The organism is Porphyrobacter sp. YT40 (genome assembly GCF_006542605.1).
Taxonomy (GTDB): domain Bacteria; phylum Pseudomonadota; class Alphaproteobacteria; order Sphingomonadales; family Sphingomonadaceae; genus Erythrobacter.
This window is the reverse complement of record NZ_CP041222.1, coordinates 824417-849242: the sequence shown is the minus strand read 5'-3', so window position 1 is coordinate 849242 and position 24826 is coordinate 824417. Positions and strand designations below refer to the sequence as shown.

General features: G+C 68.6%; 24 protein-coding genes. 7 read left to right on the top strand and 17 right to left on the bottom strand.

The genetic code is table 11. The features are described from left to right. Positions 1–62: 62 nt before the first annotated feature. Positions 63–749 (bottom strand): hypothetical protein, encoded by a 687-nt coding sequence (locus tag E2E27_RS04065; RefSeq protein ID WP_141457810.1) that lies wholly within the window; start codon positions 747–749, stop codon positions 63–65. Between the two features lie 13 nt (positions 750–762). After that, positions 763–1365, bottom strand: a complete 603-nt coding sequence (locus E2E27_RS04060; protein ID WP_141457809.1) for a hypothetical protein — start codon at positions 1363–1365, stop codon at positions 763–765. A gap of 160 nt (positions 1366–1525) precedes the next feature. Here E2E27_RS04060 and glpX point away from each other — a divergent pair, with 160 nt between their 5' ends. After that, positions 1526–2458, top strand: a complete 933-nt coding sequence (gene glpX / locus E2E27_RS04055; protein ID WP_234036290.1) for a class II fructose-bisphosphatase — start codon at positions 1526–1528, stop codon at positions 2456–2458. Between the two features lie 224 nt (positions 2459–2682). Here the strand turns inward: glpX and E2E27_RS18895 are convergent, their stop codons facing one another. The 8 genes from E2E27_RS18895 to ung form a co-directional block, all read right to left on the bottom strand. Next, entirely contained in the window at positions 2683–5037 is a 2355-nt protein-coding gene (locus E2E27_RS18895; RefSeq protein WP_199799089.1) for a glycosyltransferase family 2 protein, read from the bottom strand. Continuing rightward, positions 5034–5420: a GtrA family protein gene (locus E2E27_RS04045; protein WP_141457807.1), complete on the bottom strand. Its 387-nt coding sequence runs from the start codon at positions 5418–5420 to the stop codon at positions 5034–5036. Before E2E27_RS04045 ends, E2E27_RS18895 begins: the two co-directional genes overlap by 4 nt. Continuing rightward, entirely contained in the window at positions 5417–7471 is a 2055-nt protein-coding gene (locus E2E27_RS04040) for a hypothetical protein (RefSeq protein ID WP_141457806.1), read from the bottom strand. Before E2E27_RS04040 ends, E2E27_RS04045 begins: the two co-directional genes overlap by 4 nt. 13 nt (positions 7472–7484) lie before the next feature. Then, positions 7485–8642: an FAD-dependent oxidoreductase gene (locus tag E2E27_RS04035; protein WP_141457805.1), complete on the bottom strand. Its 1158-nt coding sequence runs from the start codon at positions 8640–8642 to the stop codon at positions 7485–7487. After that, entirely contained in the window at positions 8642–9664 is a 1023-nt protein-coding gene (locus E2E27_RS04030) for a hypothetical protein (RefSeq protein ID WP_141457804.1), read from the bottom strand. The genes E2E27_RS04035 and E2E27_RS04030 overlap by 1 nt, the downstream gene beginning before the upstream one ends. Beyond that, positions 9657–10502: a sugar phosphate isomerase/epimerase family protein gene (locus E2E27_RS04025; RefSeq protein WP_141457803.1), complete on the bottom strand. Its 846-nt coding sequence runs from the start codon at positions 10500–10502 to the stop codon at positions 9657–9659. The genes E2E27_RS04030 and E2E27_RS04025 overlap by 8 nt, the downstream gene beginning before the upstream one ends. Continuing rightward, positions 10499–11479 (bottom strand): Rossmann-fold NAD(P)-binding domain-containing protein, encoded by a 981-nt coding sequence (locus E2E27_RS04020; RefSeq protein ID WP_141457802.1) that lies wholly within the window; start codon positions 11477–11479, stop codon positions 10499–10501. The genes E2E27_RS04025 and E2E27_RS04020 overlap by 4 nt, the downstream gene beginning before the upstream one ends. Positions 11480–11631: 152 nt before the next feature. Then, positions 11632–12318, bottom strand: a complete 687-nt coding sequence (gene ung, locus E2E27_RS04015; RefSeq protein WP_141457801.1) for a uracil-DNA glycosylase — start codon at positions 12316–12318, stop codon at positions 11632–11634. Between the two features lie 79 nt (positions 12319–12397). Here ung and E2E27_RS04010 point away from each other — a divergent pair, with 79 nt between their 5' ends. The 4 genes from E2E27_RS04010 to E2E27_RS03995 all read left to right on the top strand — a co-directional run bounded on the left by E2E27_RS04010 (position 12398) and on the right by E2E27_RS03995 (position 15138). Further along, positions 12398–13165 (top strand): hypothetical protein, encoded by a 768-nt coding sequence (locus tag E2E27_RS04010; RefSeq protein ID WP_141457800.1) that lies wholly within the window; start codon positions 12398–12400, stop codon positions 13163–13165. A 73-nt stretch (positions 13166–13238) separates the two neighbouring features. Next, positions 13239–13859: a ribonuclease D gene (locus E2E27_RS04005; protein WP_141457799.1), complete on the top strand. Its 621-nt coding sequence runs from the start codon at positions 13239–13241 to the stop codon at positions 13857–13859. A 26-nt stretch (positions 13860–13885) separates the two neighbouring features. Then, positions 13886–14551 (top strand): LPS export ABC transporter periplasmic protein LptC, encoded by a 666-nt coding sequence (gene lptC, locus E2E27_RS04000; RefSeq protein WP_141457798.1) that lies wholly within the window; start codon positions 13886–13888, stop codon positions 14549–14551. Next, complete coding sequence (locus tag E2E27_RS03995) at positions 14551–15138, top strand: LptA/OstA family protein (RefSeq protein ID WP_141457797.1); 588 nt, start codon at positions 14551–14553, stop codon at positions 15136–15138. Before lptC ends, E2E27_RS03995 begins: the two co-directional genes overlap by 1 nt. A gap of 14 nt (positions 15139–15152) precedes the next feature. Here E2E27_RS03995 and E2E27_RS18975 read toward each other — a convergent pair whose 3' ends face one another. The 5 genes from E2E27_RS18975 to E2E27_RS03970 all read right to left on the bottom strand — a co-directional run bounded on the left by E2E27_RS18975 (position 15153) and on the right by E2E27_RS03970 (position 21361). Beyond that, positions 15153–16493 carry a sugar transferase gene (locus tag E2E27_RS18975; protein WP_234036176.1) on the bottom strand — a complete coding sequence of 447 codons (1341 nt, stop codon included), beginning with the start codon at positions 16491–16493 and terminating at the stop codon, positions 15153–15155. Positions 16494–16661: 168 nt separating this feature from the next. Next, the gene (gene holA / locus E2E27_RS03985) at positions 16662–17726 is read right to left on the bottom strand and encodes a DNA polymerase III subunit delta (RefSeq protein ID WP_181443549.1); all 1065 of its coding nucleotides are present in this window, start codon (positions 17724–17726) and stop codon (positions 16662–16664) included. Then, positions 17723–18223, bottom strand: a complete 501-nt coding sequence (gene lptE, locus E2E27_RS03980; RefSeq protein WP_141457796.1) for an LPS assembly lipoprotein LptE — start codon at positions 18221–18223, stop codon at positions 17723–17725. The genes holA and lptE overlap by 4 nt, the downstream gene beginning before the upstream one ends. Next, positions 18223–20877 carry a leucine--tRNA ligase gene (gene leuS, locus E2E27_RS03975; RefSeq protein WP_141457795.1) on the bottom strand — a complete coding sequence of 885 codons (2655 nt, stop codon included), beginning with the start codon at positions 20875–20877 and terminating at the stop codon, positions 18223–18225. The genes lptE and leuS overlap by 1 nt, the downstream gene beginning before the upstream one ends. Before the next feature lie 28 nt (positions 20878–20905). Beyond that, positions 20906–21361 (bottom strand): DUF3576 domain-containing protein, encoded by a 456-nt coding sequence (locus tag E2E27_RS03970; protein ID WP_234036175.1) that lies wholly within the window; start codon positions 21359–21361, stop codon positions 20906–20908. 356 nt (positions 21362–21717) lie between these two features. On the opposite strand from E2E27_RS03970, the gene E2E27_RS03965 reads away from it, so the two are divergent. Together E2E27_RS03965 and phbB are read left to right on the top strand one after the other, a co-directional pair. Then, the gene (locus tag E2E27_RS03965) at positions 21718–22491 is read left to right on the top strand and encodes a hypothetical protein (RefSeq protein ID WP_141457794.1); all 774 of its coding nucleotides are present in this window, start codon (positions 21718–21720) and stop codon (positions 22489–22491) included. A 128-nt stretch (positions 22492–22619) separates the two neighbouring features. Next, positions 22620–23342, top strand: coding sequence for an acetoacetyl-CoA reductase (phbB, locus tag E2E27_RS03960; RefSeq protein ID WP_141457793.1), 723 nt, complete (start codon positions 22620–22622; stop codon positions 23340–23342). 160 nt (positions 23343–23502) lie between these two features. Here phbB and E2E27_RS03955 read toward each other — a convergent pair whose 3' ends face one another. Both E2E27_RS03955 and E2E27_RS18615 read right to left on the bottom strand, forming a co-directional pair. After that, positions 23503–24213: an ABC transporter ATP-binding protein gene (locus tag E2E27_RS03955; protein ID WP_181443548.1), complete on the bottom strand. Its 711-nt coding sequence runs from the start codon at positions 24211–24213 to the stop codon at positions 23503–23505. Continuing rightward, positions 24200–24715: a hypothetical protein gene (locus E2E27_RS18615; RefSeq protein WP_181443547.1), complete on the bottom strand. Its 516-nt coding sequence runs from the start codon at positions 24713–24715 to the stop codon at positions 24200–24202. Before E2E27_RS18615 ends, E2E27_RS03955 begins: the two co-directional genes overlap by 14 nt. Between the last annotated feature and the right edge of the window lie 111 nt (positions 24716–24826).

Below are 24826 nucleotides of genomic sequence, written 5' to 3'. Positions count from 1 at the left end.
CCATTCCTGCCCAGCGGACTTCAGAGCGCGATCAGGGCGGGTCAGGATGGTCGGAAACCGCTCTAGCGTTCAGGCACTTCCGGCAAGCCCAGCTCCTCCTCGACCCGGCGACGCGCCTCGTCCGAGAGCGGTGCGTTATCGTCCTTCAGCGGCTCGAGCCCCTGCGCCACCCGCTCGGCGTCCGAACCGGCAGGCGCGGGCGGGATCGCTTCGACATCGATGATCAGCGCCGGGTCTTTCGGGCAAGGGCCGATCAGGCACAGCCCGCTGACGGTGGGCGGCCCGCGGAAGATCCCCGGCCCGGCGACATCGGGCGGCGGGATGGTCCCCGCATTCATCGTCCGCTCGGCATAGTCCTTCAGCCACGCCTCGCGGCTGCCGCTGTAGATCTGCGAGGTGTCTGCCGGAAGCTCGCGGCACACTACGATCTCGCCCGCCACCACCCCGGCCTCTCGCTGCTCCTCGCATTCCTTGAGCTGCACGGCATCGGCGGCCTCGGAGCGCGGCGGCTCGGCGAGCAGGTCGATCTGCTGCGGCGGGCCGGAGGTCGGCGCATCGGGGCCGAGATCGATCGGGATGCGCTCCGGCTCGGGCGGCGCATCGGGCGAAGCGCGCTGCGGCAGGCGGGTCGCCTCGCGCGGGGGCGGCAGGCGCAGGCTCTGCTGGGGCGGCACCTGCGGCCCGACCTGCACCTGCGGTTCGGTGGCGACCTGTGCGGCCAGCGCGGCGAGGAGGTAGGGGAGGAACACGAAAACCGCTCCGTCAGCCGCCCTTCTTCTTGTCGCGCGGCGGCACGGTGGTCTTGATCCCCAGCGCCTCGCGCCGGGCCTTTTCCTCTTCCTCGGTCAGCTCGCGATCCTGCCCCTGCGGAGCAAGGCCGCGCGCGATCCGGTCGGCATCGGAGCCGGCGGGTGCGGTGGGCAGCGCTTCGACATCGATCAGGATCGCCGGTGGTGGCGGCTTGCCGAAGCCGATCGCATTGCCATGATTGGCGATCCCGAAGGCTTCCGGCGCGCGCGGCGCACCTTTCAGCATGGTCTCCTGCGCATAACGCTTCTGCGTCGCCGCGCGGTCGCCGGTCAGCGCGCTGGTATCGTTGCCGGTCGCGCCGCACACCACGATCTCGCCGCTGAGCGTGCCCGCATCGGTCTCGTCCCGGCATTGCTGGAGCGCGGCCTGATTGGTTTCCTCGCGCGGGACGGTGACCGTCAGATTGATCTTCGGCGGCGCCTCGGCGGCGGGCGGAGCTGGCGGCGGAGTCGCGGCGCTGTCATCCTGCGCGGCCACAGGCGCGGCGATCAGCGCGGCGACAAGCGCAAGGTGACTGCGAAAACGGGGGCCGACAGACGTTGCATTGCTCGACAAACCCGTCTCCATCCGCTTAAGCGCCGGGGTGATACCTGGTGGCACGCAACCAGAGCGAAGAAGGGCTGAATTGCACATGAACTCAACCATCGATACCGCCGCCGCCGTTGCCGCACAAGCCGCCAGCGACAACGCGATCCAGCGCGTGCTGGTGCTGGAGATGGTGCGTGTGACCGAAGCCGCCGCCGTCGCCGCCGCGCAGCTGATCGGGCGCGGAGACGAGAAAGCCGCCGATGCCGCTGCAGTCGAAGCGATGCGCCGCGCCTTCGACAACCTCTATATCGATGGCACCGTGGTGATCGGCGAAGGCGAGCGGGACGAGGCCCCGATGCTGTTCATCGGCGAGAAGGTCGGCATGGGCAAGGGCCCCAAGATCGACATTGCCCTCGATCCGCTCGAAGGCACCACCATCACCGCCAAGGCCGGGCCCAATGCGCTCGCCGTGCTGGCGGCGGCGGAGGAAGGCTGCCTGCTCAACGCGCCCGACACCTATATGGACAAGCTCGCGGTCGGCCCCGGCTATCCCGAAGGCATCATCGACCTCGCCAAATCGCCGACCGAAAACGTGCGCGCCGTGGCCGAGGCGAAGGGCGTGAAGCCGTCCGACATCAACGTCTGCGTGCTCGACCGCCCGCGTCATGCCGATCTGATCGCCGAGCTGCGCGCGCTGGGCTGCGGCGTGGTGCTGATCGGCGACGGCGACGTGGCGGGCGTGATCGCGGTGACGGACGAGGACACCACGATCGACATGTACATGGGCCAGGGCGGCGCGCCCGAGGGCGTGCTGGCCGCTGCCGCGCTGCGCTGCGTCGGCGGGCAGTTCAACGGACGCCTCGTGTTCCGCAACGAGGACGAGAAGGCCCGCGCGCGCAAGTGGGGCATCGAGGATCTCAATCGCATCTACAAGCTCGAAGACCTGGCCAAGGGCGACTGCATCTTCGCCGCGACCGGCGTGACCGACGGCTCGCTGCTCGGCGGAGTGAAGCGCCGCCGCAAGCCCACCGGCGAGACGATCCTGACGACCGAGAGCGTGGTGATGCGGGCGTCGAGTGGCACGGTGCGATGGATTCGCGGCGAGCATCGCATCGGGTGAGCGGTCTTCGGGATGTGCGGCAGGGCGGCACTCTGCTGCCGTGTTGGAGACACATGAGACACTGTCTAAGAACAAAATTCCCGCCCACAGGATGAACGTGGTTCCGGGGCCGGATTGGCGGCCTGTGCGGGCGATGCGAGAGGGCGGTTGCGACAGGCCATGCCGGTGGGTCTGACAGACCCGGCCACTGTAGGAAAGCCGCTGCGGGGCCTGCTCCTTTCGGCTTACCGCGTCACCCGGTAAAGCGCGAAAGGGCACTCCGGCACGGCGACGAGCGGCAGGGTCGCCCTTGCCCAGTCGCCGCGCGCCGGGTCTCGGGCGAGGACGTAATCGACCTGAAACGCGGTCAGGAAGGCGCGGCTGCCCTCCGCGCCCAGCCGCCCGCGCGCCATGTTGCGCGGCTCCATCATCGTCGCCATCCCGCCCAGCGCTCCGGCACGCGCGGCGAAGTTGTCGTCGCCCAGCACAAGGATGCGCGGATCGGGCGTCTGCGCAACGCAGGCTTTCAGCGCGGCGAGATCCTCGGTCGAATGGTACCGAGCCCATGCCGCCGGGCTGATCCGCCCGCTGTCCGTAGCCGCACCAAGCTGCGCGATCACGAGCACCGCCATTCCCGCCGCAACCCCCGCAAAGGCGAGTCTCGCCGCCCACATCCGCTGGTGCAGCGAGCGGGCGTGGGCAATCCCCCGGCATGCCGCCGCCAGCAGCGCGGCCCAGATTACGGCGGCGAAATAGCGATGCTCGAGATAGCCTGTCAGCACCTGCGGGGCGAGCAGCAGCGCGGTGATCGCGGCGAAGGCGGCGAGCAGCCTGGGGCCAGCCTCCCCGCCCTGCCACTCCTCGGAAAGCGCGGCGCAGGCAGCGGGCGGCAGCAGGAACAGGGCCGCAACCAGTGCCATGCCCGTCGGCAGCAGCGATAGCGCGGTGGTGACATAGCCCCACGCATTGCCCAGCACCCGCGCCGCCCACGCCCCCGGATCGTCGGCCAGCCCCGGCTGCGCGGTCGGCCACCAGTCGGTGACATAGGCAAGCGGATCGAGCCGGGTGGCGATCGCGCTGTTGTCGGTCGCGAACAGGGTTCCGAAGGTGGCGAGCGAATAGAACACCCACGGCGCGACCGCGATGGCCGAAGCGGCCAGCGCCGCCGCCGCGCGGGACGGCCTGCGCGTCACCCAGCCGATCAGCGCGGCGACCAGCAGCGGCAGCAGCACCGCGTCGAAGCGGTTGAGCACCGCCAGCCCCGCCAGCAGGCCGATCACGCCCGCGCGGGCAAACCCGATCCGCGCGCCCCGCAGCAGCCCGTCGAGGACCAGCGCCAGCAGCAGCAATTGCAGCGGGATCGTCCGCCCCGCTCCCAGCTCGGCGAGCAGCATGTTGGGGCCGAGCAGCCCGATCAGCGCCGCGCCGAGCCCGATCCACGCCGCGCCGGTGACCCGCCTTCCGATCCGCTCCGATACCAGCGCGAACCCGGCAAAGCTGGCGAAGGCAAGGTAGAGCCCGGTGCGCGCGCCGGTGCCCAGCAGCGCGTCGGTCAGTGCGATCAGTACCGGGGTCAGCGGCGGGAAGCTCGCCGAATATTCCGCCGCGCTGGCATAGCTGCGCCAGTGATTGAAGCGGTAGAAATCGCCCGTCACGGTCTGCGACAGTTCATACAGCGCCCATGAGTCCGGCGAAAATGGCGGCGCGGCGATCACGGCGAGCAGTAGCGGGGCGAGCACCAGCAGCAGCGCAAGGCACGGCCACACCCACGACGTCGGTCGGCGCGCTACATCGTCGGGGGTGTAGCCGCCGGTCGCGGCAATCACGGTCTCCCTGAGCAGCGCCAGCTTGGGCCCGAGCCCGCCGATCTTGGTCGGCACCTTGCCATCGTCCGGATATCGCCGCTCGACCGGGACATGCGCGACCTTGAGGCCAAGCTGCCCGGCGCGGACTGTCAGGTAGAACAGCAGATTATAGACCGAGAAGTCCGCGCGGAACGGGCGCACCTCCGGGTGCGTCAAATAGCGCGCGGAATAGGCGCGGAAGCCGTTGGTGGTGTCGGTGAACCAGTGCCGTCCGGCAAGGCTCAAAAGGGGGGCGTGGATCAGGCGGTTGGCGATGGTGCGTTCGAGCGGGGTGTTCTCCGCTACGCCGCCGGGCAGATAGCGCGAGCCCTGCACATAGTCGCAGCCCTCCTCCAGCCGGGCGACCATCGCCGCGACCGCCTCGACCCCGTCCTTGCCGTTGCCGTCGATGGTGACGATCCCGGCATAGCCCTGCTTGAGGCACCAGGCATAGGCCATGCGCAGCTGGGCGGAGAGCTTGCCCGGCCCGGTCTTGGTCAGCACTGCGCGCACCCCTGCCCGGCGCACGAAATCGGGATCGAGCGAACCGTCGGTGGAGCCCCCATCGGCGATAATTACGTCCACCGGCAGCACCGCCGCCTGAATTCGCAGCAGCTGTCCGCGGATGCGCTCGCCCTCATTGATCACCGGGACGACGAGCGCGTGCTTGTGGCCGCGCGGGGCGTAGATTGCCGCGTCGTGGGCGGGCACGTCCCAGTCGCTGTCGTCGAGGACAGGGGGCGGGTGGATCGTCATGGCCGCTCCGCCTCGGGCGCGAAGACGACGAATTTGCTTAAGCCGAAGTTGACGCAGAACGATCCTCCGGCCCCGGCGACGAGGATCGCCAATGGCCAGGCCCCCGGCAGCATCCGGTCGAGCAGCGCGACAATCACCACCCGCACCCCCAGCGTCGCGAGCGCGACCAGCGCATAAAGCCCCGCGCGCCGGGCCGAGAGCGGGCCGCTGCGGAAGCTCCATGACTGGTGGATCACATAGTTTGCACTCGCGGCAAGGGTGAAGCCGATCGCGGCGGCGAGCCACAGCGGCACACCCAGCCCGGCGTGCAGCGCAAAGGCGATCGCGAGGTCGAGGATCACCCCCAGCACCGTCACCGCAAAGAAGCGCGCGAGTTCGGTCATGGCCTGCCGCTCGCAAGATAGCGGTCGATGCCCTCGGGCAGCGGCGGAAGCGCGACGAGGTCGAGAGCGGGTTCGACCGAGGCGGTGCAGCTCGCCTCGCCGATCGCCGCGCCGCCGAGTGTTTCGAGTGACAGACTGGTGGCGCTGCCCGATGCCACGGGGGCCATCAGCGTCAGGGCGCGCTGATTGGCGATGCCGTAGCGCGGGAAATCGGCCCAGCGATCGGTGGCGTCCAGCGTGTCGGGGGAGTCCTCGATCACGGTCAGCATCGCTCCGCGCCCGGTGGCGAGAGGCGGCTGGCGGGTCAGCCAAACCGTGGCGACCCCCGCTTGGGTCGCGGCAACGGCGATTTCGAGGCGGCCCGGTGCCAGCCGCGTCACACGGCACTCGGCGCGTGATGGCTGCGGGCGAGCGTCCGGCGCGATCACCCACAGCACCTGCTGGCCGTTGCGGGCAATCGGCCTGTAACCAGCGCGCAAGGCTTTGAAAAACGGCCAGTTGGCGCGGATCAGCCACCCCTCCCACCCGCTGTAATCGGGCGCGATGGTGGTGACGGCGGCGACCTGTTGCCCGGCCACCAGCGCGGTGAAGGCGGCGCGCTTGTCCGGCCCCAGGGCGTGGATCAGCGATCCGACATCGGCGGGGCTTTCCACCCCCGCCGCAATATCGAGCGGTGAGGTGTAGACCGAGAGCAACCGGCGATCCTGCGGGATGCCAGCCGTGTCCCACGCCGCCGCCAACTTGCGCATCGCGGCGAGGTCTGCGGCATAGCCGGACGTCACGAAGAAGCCGAGCGCCGGGTTGTAGACCGTCCGCTCGGTGCTGGCCCGGACGCTCGCGAAGTGCGCGGCCTCGCCCCCCACCATCGCCACCGCCGCAAACCCGGTCAGCACCGCGACCTGCCGGGGCGAGACGGCGCGCAGCACGCCCCCCACCCGCCGCCACAGCCCAGCAGGCGCGACGATCATCGGCGCGCAGGCTCCGAGGACGAAGGTGATCGCATTATACTCCGCCCCCGCGTGTCCGCCGATCTGCGGGACGAGCGCGGTGCCGATCACGCTCGCAGCCACGAACACGAAGGCGCCCAGGCGCACCGGAGCGCCCCGCCCGCGCAGCCGTCGGAGCATCGCCCACGCCGCGCAAAGGGTCAGCACCACCAGGCTCGCCGCAGAGAGCGGGTCGGCGTGACGCAGGATATTCGGTAGATCGCCGAGGCCGAGGATGCGTGTGCTCCTCTCCCACGGGGCGAAGAACCAGAACTGGTCGCCCGCCACATCGCGGAAATTGTAGGTGAGCCACGGCCCCGGCGCGCCGTGCGTCACCGCCAGCAGGATCGCGCCCGCCGAAGCCATGACGCCAAGCCCGAATGCCGCCAGCATCCGCGCCAGCACGCCCATGCGGCGATGCAGCGTCATGACGAGGCCCAGCACCAGCGCCAGCACCAGCGGAATCCCCGCATCGTTTGACCACAGCAGCCCCGCCCCCGCCACCAGCCCCAGCATCAACCCGCTCGCAAGCGCGCAGCCATCGCGCAGCACGCGGCGCACCAGCACCACAAAGAACGGCAGCACGAAGAACGGCACAAATCCGCGCAAGGGGCGCAGCGAGACGCCGGGATCGAAACTCGCGGGCCAGCGCACACCCACGCGCTCGGCGACAAAGGGCGCGGCGTAGTAGAACACGGCCACCAGCAGCACCGCCGCCTGCCAGCGCCTTTGCGGCGGCACCGCGCGGATCAGCCACACCGTCGCGTACGCCGCGCCGAAGGCCCCCGCCACCACCGCCACATGCGCCGCCAGCGAGGATGCGAACAGCGTCTCCCCGAAGGCGACGAACACCGGCACCAGCGCCAGCACCATCGTCACCCCGAGATAGGACTGGAAACCCGTCCCAAGCTGGTCGCCGTCGGCGAAGTGGTGCAGCGCGAACCATGTCTGCAGGGCACCGTCGATCGAATTGAGGCTGTGATCGTAAAGCAGCATGCCGCCGCGCAAGGCGCAGATCGCCGCCGCCAGCCCCGCCAGCAACCAGCCGCCCCGCGCCCGCGTCAACGGTCCAACCTCTTCAGGCATAGGCGTGCCCGAAGACGAAACCCGAATGGAGCGACGCGAATTCGGGCGCCGTGCCCTTCACCGCTTCCAGCAGGTCGTAGATATTGTCGATCTTGCCGCCGAGGATCGAGATCACCCGGCTCGCCTCGGGCTTGCGGTGGTAGAGGATCGGGCGGCCGTCATCGCCCTCGTTCTTGATGAGGATGGTCTTCACCTCGTAGATCGACCGGCGATAGGTCGCCCCTTCAAGGCACGGCAGATAGCGCTGCGCATCGCGCCGCATGAAGGCATAGCGGCTCTCGGGCGCGAGGCTTTCGAAATGGCGATAGGGGTCGCGCCGCGCGGGATCGTCGGCCCAGCTTTCGTGCGGGGTGTAGCGCACGTGGGTGAGCGAATAGAGCCCCTCCGAAGGGTAGGGCATGGCCGAGAAGAACGGCCCGTCCATCACCGTCACCCCGATCCTGTCGAGCTCGCGCGGGGGCTCGATCAAGGAAAGTTCGGCGATCTCGTGCTTCAGCTGCGCCTGCGGCAGACCGGCCTTTGCGAGCACGGCGTTGATCTGGGAATAGGTGATGTTGAAAGCGTAGCGCGCGCTGACCTCGCTGCCGTCGGACAGCGCGGCGACCACCCCGCTGCGGTGATCGCCAAGACCCGTCAGCGCGGTGCCGAGCCGCACCTCGACCCCGGCTGCGGCCAGCCGCGCGGCGACCTGCGCGCCGAGCAGCTTGTGATCGAAGGCGACTTCGCGGCAGGAGAACACGTCCTCCACCATGTCCGGATCGAACAGCGCGCGGTGGCCGGGGCTGGCGGGTGCGATCGGCGCGCCCATGTCGCGGAACATGCGGTGGAATTTCTTGGCCCCGACCTTCGACCGGCGGCGGGCGATGGCGTAGAGCATCTGGAAATCGTCCACCACCGCCTCGGGGAAATCGGCCAGAAAGCGGCGGTGCAGCAGCATCGATTTCACCGCCGTTGCGGCCGAGCGGGGGTAGTGAAACCCGGTATGCACCCGCGCCTGATTGATCCGCGAGGCGCGGTCCATCAGCCGCGGCCCCGCCTCCACCAGCAGCACCCGCGCCGCGATCGAGCGCAGGTAGAGCGCAAGGCAGCAGCCGTAGAAGCCACCGCCGACAATGACGTAATCATATTGGGTCGCGGGCGCGCGCGGCATCAGTCCGGCCCGGAAGCGCCGGGGCGCGCATCGCTCTCCAGCTCGACATTGAGATCGAAGGCGACCTGCTGGAACAGGTCGATGCGGTTGACCTCCTCGGGCACGATCCCGCCCTTCAGCCGTCGCTGCTGTTTGAGCAGGTGTTGCAGGCCGAGGCTGAGGCCGAGCGTCGACATTCCCATGAACACAGCGCTGACCGCGAGCATCGCGTTGGTGGTGAGCCAGCCCGGCGCAAGCTCGTCGACCATGAACAGCGCGCCCACGATCCACGCGGCATAGGCGAGGCCCACCAGCGTCAGCACAGTGGAGGACAGCGCGACCACCGTCAGGATCGTGGGCGTGAGATAGACCAGCAGCGTCTGGAGCAGCTGCGCGCGGCGCGCCAGCCCCATGAAGGCGGTGCGCCCCGGCACGTTGCGGGTGGTGCGGAACCAATCGAGCGGCAGGCCCGGATCGCGCGGCGGGAAGCGCAGCGCGAGACGCGGCTCGTCATGCGCGAGCAGCCGGTTGAGCGCCGTGCGCGGCATCGCGATCGACTGGAAATCGCTGGGATCGACATTGAACCCGGCAAGCTTGCCCAGCGCGATGAAGGGCCAGGCCAGCAGCCGCTTGACCGGGCGGCGGGCGGCGCGGAACACCATGGTCACGGCATTCTCGCGTTCGGCATGGGCGAGGAAGGCGGTGAGGTCGAGATGCGCGATCTCGTCGAGATTGCCGAGTACCACGAGGTCGCCGATCGCTTCCTCGGCGGCGATCACCCGGCGGTCGTAATATTCGGTGCCGCGCCGCACTACGAAGAGGCGGCAGTTGGGCACCTCGGCGATCAGCGGCAGGAAGCCTTCGCGCTGGGTGTCCTCGACCACGAGAATGATCTCGCGGAAGCGGAATGCGCGGTCGAGCGTGGCGGCGACATCGCGCAAGCCGGCGAAGGTGGCGGGCGTGGCGGCGAGGTCGGAAAAGCAGACCGAGACCACCACGTCCTCGCGCGGTTTCCTGAACTGGTCGGCGTCGGGTTCACGCATCGACCGTCTCCGCAGCCCGGTGCGCGGCGACCAGCCGGTGAACGGCCCCGCGCACTTCGGCGAGACCACGTGGCGGGCGCTTCATCTCGATCGACACCGCCCCGGCATAGCCGGACACCTTGAGGCCCCGCAGCACCGGCACCAGCGCCGCCGCGTCGGCGGGGGCGGGGGCGAGATCGGGCTCGCTGACATGGACGTGAGCGAGGCGCGGCGCGAGAACCGGCAGACGCGCAGGCACGCTGGCGAAGCTGGCGTTCATGTGCATCGCGCCGAGATCGAGGATCGGGGCAATCGCCGGGTGATCGACGCGGGCGACGAAGGCTTCGGCCTCCTCCAGCGTGGTGAGGAAGTTGGTGCCGTAGGCTGCCGGATTGGCCTCGATTGAGATGCGCGTTCCGGCGGCGGCGGCCGCATCGCCCAGGCGGCGAAAGAAGGCGGCGGCCTGCTCCAGCGCGTCTGCCATCGCGAGGCCCTCCGGCACGCGGCGCTGCGCGGGGGAGCCGAACACCAGATTGGGAATACCGAATCGCCCGGCGAGCATGATCGCGCGGGTCATCCCGCGCTCGAAAACACCGCGCGCCTCGGCCCCGCCGAACAGCGCCGCGCCGGTGACGCCGAACAGCAGCGACTGCATCGACACCAGCGAAAGGCCCGCATCCGCGATCTCGCGCAGGGCCCTGTCGGCGCTGGCGGCATCGGGCGCGAAGGGATCGGCGGCGGCGTGGAAGAAGATTCCGGGCGCGATCTCCAGCCCGGTGATCCCGGCCTCGGCGAGGATGGCATAGGCCTCCAGCCGCTCCTCAGCCGTCCAGGCGATGTTCGACATGGCGAGCCTCATGCCGCCTGCCTTTCGCTGGCAAAGAAGGCGGCAAGCGCATCGAGCGTGGCGGCGGCGGTGAACTGGTAGGGCCCTTCCGCTCCCCACAGGGCTGCGTGGCGGGTGCGCATATCCTCGCGGTGCAGGCGGGCGGGCGTCTCGGGCATGAGGCGCCCGGTCAGCCGCTGGTGGATCGCGGCGGCGGTGAGCGGCTCTGCCACCAGATGCAGGTGGGTGAGGCTCGCCTTGAGCGCGATGCCGATATCCTGCCACAACCGGTCGATCGGGTAATATTGGTAGGTCGTTTCGGGATGATGGAACTGCGTCGCCGAAGCGCCCAGCGCGCTCAGCGCATCCTCCAGCGCCGCACGCCGTGGATCGTCATCGAGCGCCGCGCGGTCGAGCTTCAGCAGCCCCGTCGCCGGATCGGGCGCGTAGAGTGTCCCGGCCCAGCCGGACAGCGCAGGATCGAGCGCCACGATCAGCGCATTGCGCTTCGCCTCGGTCAGCAGCGAAGGCACCGGGTTCATGAGATCGAACAGGAAATTCTTGCGCAGGCCCCGTCCGAACAGCGCGGGCAGGCGGACGATCAGGCTGCCGGGGAAGCGCTCCTCGACAAAGGCTTCGAGCGTGCGGCGGTGGCGGCCATAGGCTAGGTCTTGCTGGAACGCCCCGGTGCTCTCGTCATCGCCGCCCGCAAAATCCGCCAGCACCGCGATCGAGGAGACCAGCACGAAACGCTCGGCCCGCACTTGCGCCAGCCGGGCGATCAGCGCCTCGATCTGCGCGGCGTCCCGCTCGGGCGCGCGGTTGGCTTCGATCATCGAGCCCGGCGCGGCGGCGCAGACCAGCGTGCCGAAGCTCTGCCCGTCGATCGCGGCGATATTGGCGCTGTTGAAGCAGGCATCGAAGCGCGTCTGGCGCAGCAGCGCCCCGCCGACAAAGCCGGTATGGCCGATCAGACCGGCGTCGTGAGAGGCACTTGCGGAACCTTGCATCGCGTGTCGGACCCGTCACTGCTTTCGGGCTGGGAGAATGGCCGGCATCGATCACGCGAAGGCAGCGCGCCTGCGCTCCGCATGATACACTGTCCCCGCTGATAATTCGGAATGATCTCCATCCGGTTAACCAAATCGGGGGCCTGCGCGGCTCACACCCGCCAGTCGATCGTCCCGCGCCCGTGCGCTTCGAGGAAGGCGTTGGTCTGGCTGAAGGGGCGCGAGCCGAAGAAGCCGTTATGTGCCGACAGCGGACTGGGATGGGCCGAGGCGAGCACCAGGTGGTGACCCGCGCGGCCGAGTGCGGGGATGCGGCTCGCCTTCTTCTTCGCGTGACTGCCCCACAGGATGAAGACCGTCGGCGCGTCCCGCTCAGCCACCGCCGCCACGCAGGCATCGGTGATCGCATCCCACCCGCGCCCCGCATGGCTCCCCGCCTGCCCGGCCTCGACCGTCAGCGTGTTGTTGAGCAGCAGCACGCCCTGCCGCGCCCACGGCGTCAGATCGCCGGTGGCGGCGCGCGGCAGGCCGAGGTCGGCCTCCAGCTCCTTGTAGATATTGACGAGGCTGGGCGGCGGCCTGACCCCGGCCTGCACCGAAAAGGCCAGGCCATGCGCCTGTCCCGGCCCGTGATAGGGGTCCTGCCCCAGAATCACGCAGCGCACCTCCTCCAGCGGTGTCAGCGCCAGCGCCGCCAGCCGGTGCCCTCGCGGCGGATAGACCTGTTTGCCCGCGGCTTCCTCGGCCGTGAGCCACCCGCCCAGCCGTCGCGCTTCGGGCGTGGCGAGCGCCGGCTCCAGCACCGGCCGCCAGCTGTCGGGAATGGTTTCGGATGTCATGGCATCGTGCCTACACGCCGCGTCCGCCAAGCGAAACGGCGCTTTCCCTGTTTCCCTAAGCGGCGTATCGACCGCAGGGATGACCGCGCGCCCTCCTCTCGCCCGTCCGCTGCTGCCCTGCCTTGCGGCGCTGCTGTGCCTCGGCAATACCGCGCCCGAGCCTTTGGAAGCGGAGACCGATCCTTCGAAGATCGCGGGGCTCTACAACGGCAATTCGTTCGAAACCTACATGGCGATGCAGTTGCTGGCTGACGGAACCTTCGAGTGGGTGCTGGCGGTCGGCGGGCTCGACCTGCGCTCGCAAGGGCTGTGGGAGGTGCGCGACGGGGTGATCCACCTGACCACACAGCCCACGCCCGTGCCGGCGGAGTTTCGCTTCGTGAGGCTAACGGAGCGGACGATCGTGGCGGAGGATGAGGCTGAGGGTGATGATGCCTATCCGCCGCTCCCGCCCGAAATCGTGCAGGTGCAGGTGACGCGGCCCAGCGGCAAGCCCTTCACCGATGCCGAAACCCGCACCGAATGCGCCAATGGCACGACCATCTACGGCTTCGTGGCAGGCAGTTCGGCCTATTTCGACAATGACAGCGTGCCGCGGTGCGACCGCCCGATTGCCGTCACGGTCGAGCTGTCGTCCTATGACGTCGCCTCGCCCCGCTTCGATCTCGCCGCGATCGGCTGGACGCCCGACCGGGCGCTGCAGGTGGAATTCATTCCCAACGATATCGGCGTCTATGACCTGACCGGGATGCACGGGTTGCTGGTGGACGGGGTGCTTGAGCTGGATGGTCCGCTTGGCCGGGCAAGATTCCGCCAGGTGCCGGACACGCGCGACCGGCCAGAATAGCACCCACGCGCGGCGGCGCGGCTGTGCCACTTCCATGCTTCCCCTTGTTCTCCATTCGGCGTAGGGGCGAGGCATGGCAGTGCATTTTCACGAAGAAGACCTTCCCGCAGGCATCCTGAGCGGCAGCGCCGCGCTGGCGGTGGATACCGAGACCATGGGCCTCGTCACCCCGCGTGACCGGCTGTGCGTGGTGCAGATTTCCGATGGCACGGGCGATGAGCATCTGGTGCGCTTCAATCCGGGCAGCGCGTATGACGCGCCCAATCTGAAGGCGATCCTCGCCGATCCCGCGCGTCAGAAAATCTACCACTTCGCCCGCTTCGATCTCGCCGCGATCCATTACTATCTGGGCGTGATGGCGGGGCCGGTGTTCTGCACCAAGATCGCCAGCAAGCTGACCCGCACCTATACCGACCGCCACGGGCTCAAGAACCTTGTCGAGGAACTGCTGGGGGAGAGCATCTCCAAGCAGCAGCAGTCATCTGACTGGGGCGGGCCGGTGCTGTCCGATGCGCAGCGCGACTATGCGGCGAGCGACGTGCGCTATCTCCACCGGCTGCGCGACGAGCTCAGCGTGCGGCTGGAGCGCGAAGGGCGCACCGCCATGGCGCAGGCGTGCTTCGATTTCCTCCCCACCCGCGCGCTGCTCGACATCGCCGGTTGGGCCGAGAGCGACATCTTCAGCCACATGTAAGCAAGCCCGAGGCAGAACCCGCACATATGGCCGCCCAGCAGAGCCTCGAAACCTCCGAAGCGCGCGCGCTGCGCGGACGGCGTCAGCATTTTGCCGCGCCCGGCGGCTCGCACGACCGGCTGGTGCGGTTTCTCGCCCGCGCGCTGCCGATGGGGGTCGGGGTGATCGCGGCGCTGATGATCATCACCCCCTTGAGCCCGCGCGGCGAGGTCAGCTTCCTGCTCGATCGCAACAAGGTGGCAATGATCGACGAGCGGCTGAGCGTCGACAATGCGATGTATCGCGGGCGCGACAACCAGGGCCGCCCCTTCTCGCTGCTGGCGGGCGAGGCGGTGCAGCGTTCCAGCGCTGAAGGGCTGGTGCGGATGCAGGATCTGGTCGCGCAGTTGCTGCTCACCGAAGGCCCGGCGCGCCTCAGCGCCGAAGGCGGCACCTATGACATCGATGCCGAGACCGTGGCCGTCAACGGCCCCGTGCGCCTGACCGCCTCGGATGGTTACGCCATGACCGCGCGCGGGGTCTCGGTCGATCTGAAGAGCCGCACGATGCAGGGCGATGCGGGGGTCGAGGGCGCCATTCCGGCGGGGACCTTCTCCGCCAACACCATGCAGGCCGATCTGTCCGCACGCACGATCACGCTCGAAGGCGATGCGCGCTTTACCATGACCCCCGGCCAGTTGAGGATGCCGTGATGACCCAGCCCGCCCGAAACCGCCCGCCGATCGGCCGTCTCGCCCTTGTCTGGGGCGCCGGCGGCTTCGCGCTTGCCGCCGTGCTGGCGGGCGGCATGAACCTCGCCGCGCAGGGGATCGCGCAGCACGATTCCAACGCGCCGGTGACCTATGATGCGGGCAAGTTCGTGCTCGACGACCGGGCCAATCAGGCGGTCGCCACCGGCGGCGTGGTGGTCACGCAGGCGGGCCTGCGCGTCCAGTCCGACCGGATGCTGGTCAATTTCACCGACGCCGGGGGGCAGCTCCAGATCCAGCGCATCACTGCCACCGGCGGCGTGGTCGTCACCCGCGGCGACGAACGCGCCAGCGGCGACAATGCGATCTACGATTTCAACCGCCGGATCATCACCATGGCGGGCAATGTGCGCCTGCGCCGGGGGAGCGACACGCTCAACGGCGGGCGACTGGTGATCGATTTGCAGAGCGGGCTGTCGACCGTCGATGGCACCGCGACCGGCGGCAGCGCCGCCGCGCCGGGTTCGCCTTGGGGTCAGGGCCGGGTGACCGGCACCTTCACCGTCCCGCAGGACCGCAAGCAGGACTAGAGCGGCTCCCCGCTCTAGTAAGCGTTCTGGTGACGCAGCACCATCACGGTGCGCAGCACGATGCCGATGTCGCGCCGCAGCGACCAGCCCGCGATATATTCGAGATCGGATTGCAGCCGGTCGGTCAGGTCCTTCTCCACCTCGGTCGCGCCGCGATGGCCGCGCACCTGCGCAAGGCCCGTCAGCCCCGGCTTGAGGCAGTGACGCTGCCAGTACTGGCGGTCGACCTCCCAGAAATACTTGTTGTTCGCGCGTGATCCCAGCGCGTGCGGGCGCGGGCCGACGATCGACATGTCGCCCTTCAGCACGTTGATGATCTGCGGCAGCTCGTCGATGCTGGTGCGGCGGATGAAGCCGCCGATCCGGGTCACGCGGTCATCGTCGCGCGAGGCCGAACGCTCGCCTGCGTGGTCGAGCTTCTCCGCGCGCATCGAGCGGAACTTGAACATGTCGAAGAACTGGTTGCCGCGCCCCAGCCGCCGCTGCACGAACAGCACCGGCCCGCCGTCTTCCAGCTTGATCAGCGCCGCCACCACCAGCAGCAGCGGCGACAACGCCAGCAAGGCGCCCCCGGCCACGACGACATCGAACATCCGCTTGAGGATCCGCGCGCGCAGGCCCAGCGGCCCGGTCGACACCACCAGCGTCGTGCGGTCGAGATCGTCGTAGCGATGCACCCCGACCGCGCCGAGCTCATGCGCGGGCTCGCTCACGATTTCGCCATAGACCCCGGCCGACTTGAGCAGGAAGGCCCAGCCCTGCCTCCGCTCGATCGGGCAGCTGACCACCACGTGATCCTGATTGCGCAGCAGCTTGCCCAGCCGGTCGAGCATGAAGGGATCGTGGCTGGCAGGGTCGAGATTGTAATCGGCCGCGGCGATCACCTCGGCCCCGTCGAAGGTGAAGCTCGACCCGCCATCGTCGATCACCAGCCGGTTGGTCACCTTCCCGCCCCAGCGATAGCGGATCAGGCCATGGACCAGCCGCCGGAACACCACCAGCGCGCAGGCCGTGAACAGCAGGCCCAGCGTCACCGCCGCACGCGAGAAATCGTCGTTCGACTTGGTGTAGAACGCGACGAAGTTGATCAGCCCCGCCGAAATCACCAGCGCCACCAGCGCCTGGCGCGATGCGAACAGCCAGTCGCCCAACGCCTTGACGCCATAGGAGCCGTTGTAGAGGGCGATGGTGAAGAACACCGGCAGCATCGCCTGCGCGGCCAGCATCGCGCGCGGTTCCCACCAGCGCCCGTCCCACAGCAGCGCCGCCAGCGCGAAGCTCAGATTGAACAGCACGCCATCGGCCAGCAGCATCATCACATAGGCGCGCAGCCGGCGCCGCTCGAGCGAGGGCACGATCCTGTTTTCGACTGCCTGATGCCGAACCGATTCAAGAAGTTTCGGCGTGACGCGATTCATGAAAGACTTACCCCCAGAGGCGCGACCTAAGGTTACCTACATAGGCTGTTTGCCGGAGAAAAGGGCAAAATTGTGCGACTGCGAAGCGCGGCCCGTCACATTTTGCTACCGCCTCGCGGCATATCGCGCAATTTCCGCCAGTTCCTGCGCCAGCAGCAGTTCGGCCGACTGGCTGTTTGCCAGCAGGCTGCGGTGCAGCGCGGTGAGGCGCGGGATCAGGCGATCGAGCCGCGTTGCACGGCTGCCGCGCGCGGCGGGCATGGTCCAGCGCTTGAACTGCTGGGCGATGTCGCGCTTCTCCTTGTAGAAGATGCCGAGCCGCATTTCCGCACCCTTGTCGATCCGGTCGAATGCCCCACGCGGCCCGAGATAGGCGGCGATGTTCGCCAGCTGCGCCGCGCGCCGTTCGAGCGCCAGGGCGACGCCCACGGGATTGAGCCCCAGCTCGCGCATCCGCTTGATCTCGCTGGCGATCTTTCCCAGCTCTCCGCCCAGCACGGCGTTGACCAGCGGGGCGAAGCCATCCTCCTCGGTGGCCGCGCCGATCGCGGCGTGATCTTCGGGCGTGGCGGGCCTCGGGGCTTGCGGATCGGCATCGCAATAGAGCGCGAGCTTGTCGATCTCCGACTGCGCGAGCCGCACGTCGAGCCCGGCGGCGCGCGCGATCCGCTCGGCCAGATCGCCGCCGAGCCTGAGGCCCGCCGCATCGGCCATCCCCCGCACCGCCTGCGCAACCGCGGCAAGATCGGGCTGGTGGAACATCGCCACCAGCGCATCGCTGCGCTTTTCCAGCAGCTTGGCGGTGCGCGACTTGTCGGTGGCGGAGGTCGCGACGACGAACACCGGGGCCGCCTCGCCTGCCCCGGCCTCGGCGGTTTCGATCAGGAATTGCAGCGCGTCATGCGCCTCGTCGCCGCTGGCGCGCACCCAGATATGGCGCTTGTCTCCGAACAGCGAGGTCGAACGCGCCTCGTCGCCCAGCAGCGCGGGATCGCGCTTGAGATCGGCCCCGGCCAGCTCGACCCGCTCGCCCGCGTCGGGCAGCGCGGCGGCGAGCCGCGCGGCAGCGGCGCTCGCCCCGGCCTCGTCCGGGCCGCAGAAGAAGAAGATACGTGCATTGAGCGCCCCTGCGGGAAAGCCGCGCAGGAAATCGCTGTTCTTGGCCTTCACCGGCCCGCGACGGCGCGCGTGCGCAGCGTCACCGCCACCTGCGTCGCGATCCGGTCGGCGACATCGACCGCGAGGTTTTCGAGCGCCTTCTGTTCGGCGGCGATGGTGGCATATTCGCTGCTCACCACGTCGATCCCCGCATCCGAGCCTGCGGTCGCATCGAGCAGCACCGAATTGGTGGCGAGATCGATCAACTGATAACGCGCGCGCAGGATGCGGCGTTCGCGGCTGATCGTGTCGTCGTTGAGCACGCCCAGCGCCTCGAGCGAATCGTCCAGCCGCACATCGAGCCGGTATTGCGGCGTCGTCTGCCCCGCCACGCCGAGCCGCGCATCGAGCGCGTTCTTGACCAGCCATCCCCCGCGCCCGGCGATGGCAGGCACCTCGACCGCCGCAATCCCCTGCGCGCTCGCCCCGCTCGCGCCGCCCGCATACATCGGCTGAAGGCCGCAGGCGGTGAGGGCCAGAGAGGCCGCGAGGAGAAGCATCGTCCGCATCAGGTGACGATATTCACCAAACGGTCGGGCACGACAATGACCTTGCGGATCGCGGCCCCGTCGACCGAGCGTTGCAGATTGGCCGAGGCTAGCGCGAGCGCTTCGAGATCCTCCTTCGAGGCCCCCTTGGGCGCGGTGACGGTGTCGCGCAGCTTGCCCATGTGCTGGATCGCGATGGTGACCTCGTCATCGACCAGCAGCGCGGGGTCGACTTCGGGCCACGGGGCGTCGGCGATCAGGCTGTCGTTGCCCATCTTCGCCCACGCCTCTTCGGCCAGATGCGGCATCATGGGGGCAGCGAGGTGGACCAGCGCCCGGATCGCGGCCGAGCGGCTGGCGGAAGGCGCGGCCTTCTCCACCGCGCCGGTCAGCTCGTAGATGCGCGCCACGGCCTTGTTGAAGCCGAGCGCCTCGATATCGGCAGCGACGGCGGCGATGGTCTGGTGCGTCTTGCGATCGAGCGCCTTGTCCTCGCCCTGCGCGTCCGCGTCATAGGCGCTGAACAGCCGCCACAAGCGCTGGACGAAGCGCGCGCAGCCCTCGATCCCCGCATCCGACCACGGCAGGTCGCGCTCGGGCGGGCTGTCGGACAGCATGAACCAGCGCACCGCGTCCGCGCCGTGGCGGGCGATGATTGCATCGGGGTCGACGACGTTCTTCTTCGACTTCGACATCTTGATGACGCGGCCGATTTTCGCCTCTTGGCCAGTCGCCAACACGTTCGGATAAATGAAATGATCGCCAACCTTGATGAGGTTGTTTGGGTTGAAAGTAGTGCCGAAAGCCACCCCAGCGGTGTTGGCGGAAGGGTAAGGTGTGCCCTCTCGCCAAATCGTTGACTTGTCGATTTCCTCTGGCGGGAGAAACTCTTCAAAAAGGTCGACACGAGTAACTTCACCTTGTGCGACCTCTCGTCGAGCCTCACGGCTATAGGTCTCGTGCGTCACCATGCCCTGCGTGAACAGCGCCGCAAACGGCTCCTGCACCGCGATCTTGCCGGTGTGGGCGAGCGCGCGGGTCCAGAAGCGGGCGTAGAGCAGGTGCAGGATCGCGTGCTCGATGCCGCCGATATAGTGCTGCACCGGCATCCACTTGGCGACCTCTTCCGGGTCGAAGGGCTTGTCGGCGGGCTGGCTGGCGAAGCGCAGGAAGTACCAGGAGCTGTCGACGAAGGTGTCGAGCGTATCGGTCTCGCGCCGCGCGGCGCCGCCGCACTTGGGGCAATCGACGTGCTTCCAGGTCGGGTGGCGTTCGAGCGGGTTGCCGGGGATGTCGAAGCTGACATCCTCGGGCAGCGTCACCGGCAGCTGGTCCTTGGGCACCGGCACCACGCCGCAGGCATCGCAATGGATGAAGGGAATGGGTGTGCCCCAGTAGCGCTGGCGCGAAACGCCCCAGTCGCGCAGGCGCCACACGGTTGTGCCCGTTCCCCAGCCTTCGCTCTCGGCGCGGGTGATGACTTCGGCCTTGGCGGCCTCCACGCTCATCCCATCGAGGAAGCCGGAATTGACGATCACCCCGTCACCCGCCTCGGCCTCGCCCTTGAAGGGCTCGTCGGCCTTGGCCGGATCGGCGGCGACGACGCGCAGGATCGGCAGGTCGTATTTGGTGGCAAACTCGAAGTCGCGCTGGTCATGCCCTGGCACGCCCATCACCGCGCCGGTGCCGTATTCCATCAGCACGAAGTTGGCGATGAACACCGGCAGGTCGGCGCCGGTGAAGGGGTGCTTCGCCGTGATCGGCGTCCGGTAGCCCAGCTTCTCCGCCGTCTCGAGCGCGGCGGCCGTGGTCGCGCCCTTCTTGCACTGGGCGATGAAGGCGGCGACTTGCGCGTCGCCCGCCAGCCCCTGGGCAATCGGGTGATCGGCGGCGATCGCGCAGAAACTCGCGCCGAAGATCGTGTCGGGGCGGGTCGAATAGACCGGCAGCTTGCCGCCGTCGGAGAGGTCGAAGGAAAACTCCAGCCCCTGCGACTTGCCGATCCAGTTCTCCTGCATCAGGCGAACCTTCTCGGGCCAGTCCTCCAGGCTCCCCAGCCCTTCCAGCAGATCATCGGCGAAGTCGGTGATCTTGAGGAACCACTGGTTGAGCTTGCGCTTCTCGACCTCCGCGCCGCTGCGCCAGCCCTTGCCGTCGATCACCTGCTCGTTGGCGAGCACGGTCATGTCGACCGGATCCCAGTTGACGGTCGATTCCTTGCGGTAGACCAGCCCGGCCTCGTAGAGGTCGAGGAACAGCGCCTGTTCGTGGCCGTAATATTCGGGGTCGCAGGTGGCGAATTCGCGGGTCCAGTCGAGCGCGAAGCCGATGCGCTGCAACTGCGCCTTCATCTGCGCGATGTTCTGGCGCGTCCAGCCGCCGGGGTGGACGCCCTTCTCCATCGCGGCGTTTTCCGCCGGCATCCCGAAGGCGTCCCAGCCCATCGGGTGCAGCACCTCGAACCCGCGCATCTTCTGGTAGCGCGCCAGCACGTCGCCCATCGTGTAATTGCGCACGTGGCCCATGTGGATGCGCCCCGAAGGATAGGGGAACATCTCGAGGATGTAGCTCTTGGGCTTTTTGCTGTCCGAATCCGCCGTGAAGGTGCCCGCATCCGTCCAGGCACGCTGCCAGCGTTCATCGGCGACGGCAGGGTCGAAACGGGTGTCAGTCATGAACGGCTTTCAGTGAGAAGCGTTGAACTCAGGAAGCGAGCGCCTGACGGCGCAGATCGCGGGCCTTGGTGAGGATGATGTCCTCCAGCTTCTGCACCGTCGCCGCCTGCACCGGGGCTTCGATCCAGTTGCCGGCCTCGTTCACCTGACGGCTCGCGGCGACGCGCAGGGCATCGGCGCGCAGGTCCTGATCGAGGATCGTCACGGTCAGCTTCACCCGCTCGCCCGGGTTGGCCGGGTTGGCATACCAGTCGGTCACGATCACGCCCCCGGTGCTGTCGACCTGCAGCAGCGGCGCGAAGCTGACGGTGTCGAGCGCGGCGCGCCACAGATAGGCGTTGACCCCGATGGTGTTGAGCTTCGCGGCGGCAAGCTCGGTGCGCGGACGGCTATTGCCGCCGCACGCGCTCAACGCGGCCAGCGCCGGCACGACGAGGGCCAGAGCCAGAGTGCGGCGGAAGTTGGCGGATTTGGCGGATGTCACAGCCGGGTATTCCTCATGATTGATCGGAGCAGGCGCTCCCCTGCCCCCTATAACCGCCAGCACCCTCGCGGCAAGCATCATCCGCGAGGTTTGCAGGCACCTTGGCCTCTCGCAAGACAGCTTCGGGGCTTTACCGGGGATGAATTGGCACCGACTCGCAAGACTCTGTGTGCATGGTGCCACAGGTGAACGGGGAATCCGGCGATATTGGCGCAATTGCATTGATTGATGGAACCTTGATCCTATCAATGGTCTTGCCGGAATCGCCGCGACTCATCTGCGGTTAAGGTAAATATTGCTTGGGCCAAGGCTCGAACAGGCGCATGCACTGCGCAAGACAGGGAACGGATAGCACGATGGCACGCCAGCCGCACATGACCGCAAAAGCGCAGCGCCCGCTGCCGCTGTTTGCGCTGTGCGGCGCGTTGGCGCTGGCTGTGCCGACCGCCGGGCTGGCGCTGGCGGGGGACTTCACCCCCGCGCGGACCGCCGCGCTGACGAGTCTCGGTCGCGATGCGCTGGGCCTCGGCACCTTCACCCCGGCCTCGGTCGATCCCGAACTCGCCGCCCGCGTCGCCGACAAGGCCCGCGCGCGCGGCATTCACTTCACCCCCGCCAGCGCGCCGCCGATCAGCGGCAAGCGCACGGTCACCGTCGCGGTGCGGGTCGACGATGATGCCGCCCGCGCGATTTCGGTGCGCAAGGCGGTCGAAGCCATGCCCGGTCGCGGCCCCGGCCTCGCCGGTCTCGACGTGAGCAAGTTCAAGCTCGGTGCGGCGCGCGGTTATCAGAGCTTCGCGCGCACGGTCGACCTGTCGGCCAAGGTGCAGAACCTCTCGCTGCCCGATCTCGCGCAGTTCGAACCTGCGCGCCCCAAGGCCGAGGACAAGCCCAGCCGTCTGCAACCGCGGATCGAGCTGGAAGATCGCGAAATCGCCGGGCGCTCGCCCAACACGCTCGATTCGATCGGTGCGCAGACCGTGGGCGTGGGCGGCAGCTTCCGCCTCTCGCCCAATCTGAACGTCACCGCCGGAGTGCGCTATTCGCAGGAGCGCGAGCGGCTCGATCCGCTGACCAATTCGGTCAAGGACAGCCAGGCGGTCTACGTGGGCACGCAGATCAACTTCTGATCCCGGCTGACAGGGCGTTTCAGGCCCGGCACCAGACGCACCGCGCATAGCTATTCCCCGCTTCCCCTGACCCTACGGCATCGCTAGGTTGCGAGGCCTTAAGCCAGTCAGATCAAGGGGAGAATGCCATGGGCCGGGTTGCCATCGTCACCGGAGGAACGCGCGGGATCGGGGAGGCGATCTGCAAGCGGCTCCAGCGGCAGGGCCACACGGTCATCGCCAATTACGCCGGGAACGAGGAAAAGGCGGCGGCTTTCACCCAGGCCACCGGCATCCCCGCGCGCCGCTGGGACGTGGGCGATTTCGAGGCGACTCAGGCGGGCTGCGCCGCTGTCGCCGAGGAGTTCGGACCCGTAGACATCGTGGTCAACAACGCCGGGATCACCCGCGACGGCACGCTCCACAAGATGAGCTTCGACGACTGGAACGATGTCATGCGCATCAATCTTGGCGGATGCTTCAACATGGCCAAGGCGACCTTTCCCGGCATGCGCGAGCGTGGCTGGGGGCGGATCGTCAATATCGGCTCGATCAACGGGCAGGCGGGGCAATATGGTCAGGTCAACTATGCTGCGGCGAAGAGCGGCATCCATGGCTTCACCAAGGCGCTCGCACAGGAAGGCGCGAAGTTCGGGGTGACGGTGAACGCGATCGCGCCGGGCTATATCGACACCGACATGGTCGCCGCCGTGCCCGCGCCGGTGCTGGAAAAGATCGTCGCCAAGATCCCGGTCGGACGCCTCGGCATGGCGGAGGAAATCGCCCGCGGGGTCGCTTTCCTCACCAGCGAGAACGGCGGCTTCATGACCGGCTCGACCATGAGCATCAACGGCGGGCAGCATATGTACTGACGCGGGCAACCGAGCAGCGAAGCTGCGAGGCGCCAAGCCCGCGTCGCGGCCAGCGGGTCGGCGGCCAAGCCCGCCGAACCCGTCTGACGTTAGCCTGCGGCTTTGCCGCAGGCGCCTTCCAAGGCACCCTCTCGGGCCCCCGCCGCAACCAACCCCCCCGTCAGCCCTTCCGCAGCATCACCAGATCATCGGCCGCCTCGATCACCACCGGATCGTGGCTGACGCAGATCACCACTGCGCCGCGATCGCGCGCGTAATCGCGAAGGGTTTCCGCCACCAGACCCGCGCTCGCCTGATCGAGCGCCGCGGTCGGCTGGTCGGCGAGCAGCACCGAGGGCCGCGCGCACAGCGCCTGCGCGATGGCGAGACGCTGCTTGTCCGCACCCGACAGCTCGCCGCCGACCTGGGTCAGCCGCCGGCCCATCCCCAGCATTCCGAGCAGCGCCAGCCCCTCGGCCTCGGCCTCGGGCATGCCGCGCAGCACGCCCGAGAGGCGCACATGCTCGCGCACCGTCAGCACGCCGACGGTCTGCTGGCTTTGCGCGATCAGGCCGAGGTTCTGCCGCCGCCATGCCGCCGCCCCGGCGGTCGAAAGGCGCGTGAGGTTGAATTCTCCCCACAGCACCGAGCCCTGCATCGGCCGCAGCGCCAGCGCGAGGATCGACAGCAGCGTGGTCTTGCCCGCGCCCGGAGGCCCCGCCACGACGTGGAAGGTGCCCGGTGCGAAGCGCCGGGTGAGCGGGCCGGTCAGCGGGGAAAGCCCCTGCGCGCCCGAAGCGGCGTGGGCGATGCCTTCGAGCACCAGCGGGCGCGCAAAGCCCGTCACGGCGTCCTCGCACGCATCGCGCGCCAGAGGCTCAGCGACCAGCACAGGCCGCCAAGGGCTGCGATGTCTGCCACGATGCACCGGGGGCTGCGGGGTTCTGCGCCGCGTCCTGCAGGGACAATTCCCATTCCTCGAAGCCATAGGTGCGCTTGTGCGGGAAGGCGCGCACCGCCGAGCGGACGAAGCCCTCGGCATCGGCGGGCATGGAGATGCGGTTGCTGCCATAGCCGGTCAGCGCCGCGCCATCCTGCGCCAGCCGGATGCCCCATTGCCAGCGCCGCGTCGGCGCACCGGGCTCGAACAGCGCGCGCACGCCGAGCACCAGATGCGCCCCGCCGGGCGTGCCGCCTGCGCGCATGAGCTGCTCGACCGCGGCTTCGGGGATGACGGCGGTGAGGCCCGTATCGTCCGGCTGGAAGGCGAAGTCGCGCTCCTCTTCGGGCGAGATGAGTGAGAGGCGCGGCTTGGGGATGAAGGGCCGCAGCGGCTTGATGGTCACAGCCAGCGCGCCCGGTGCGGCATGCCAGATGCTCAAGGTGCTCGACATCTCGTCCCCCCATGACGCGCCGGAACGGCGCTGACTGCGGCGCAACCCTGCCGCAACCCGCAAACCTGCGCGGCGGCATTCCCCACATGGGCCTTGTGCTGAAACGCACAT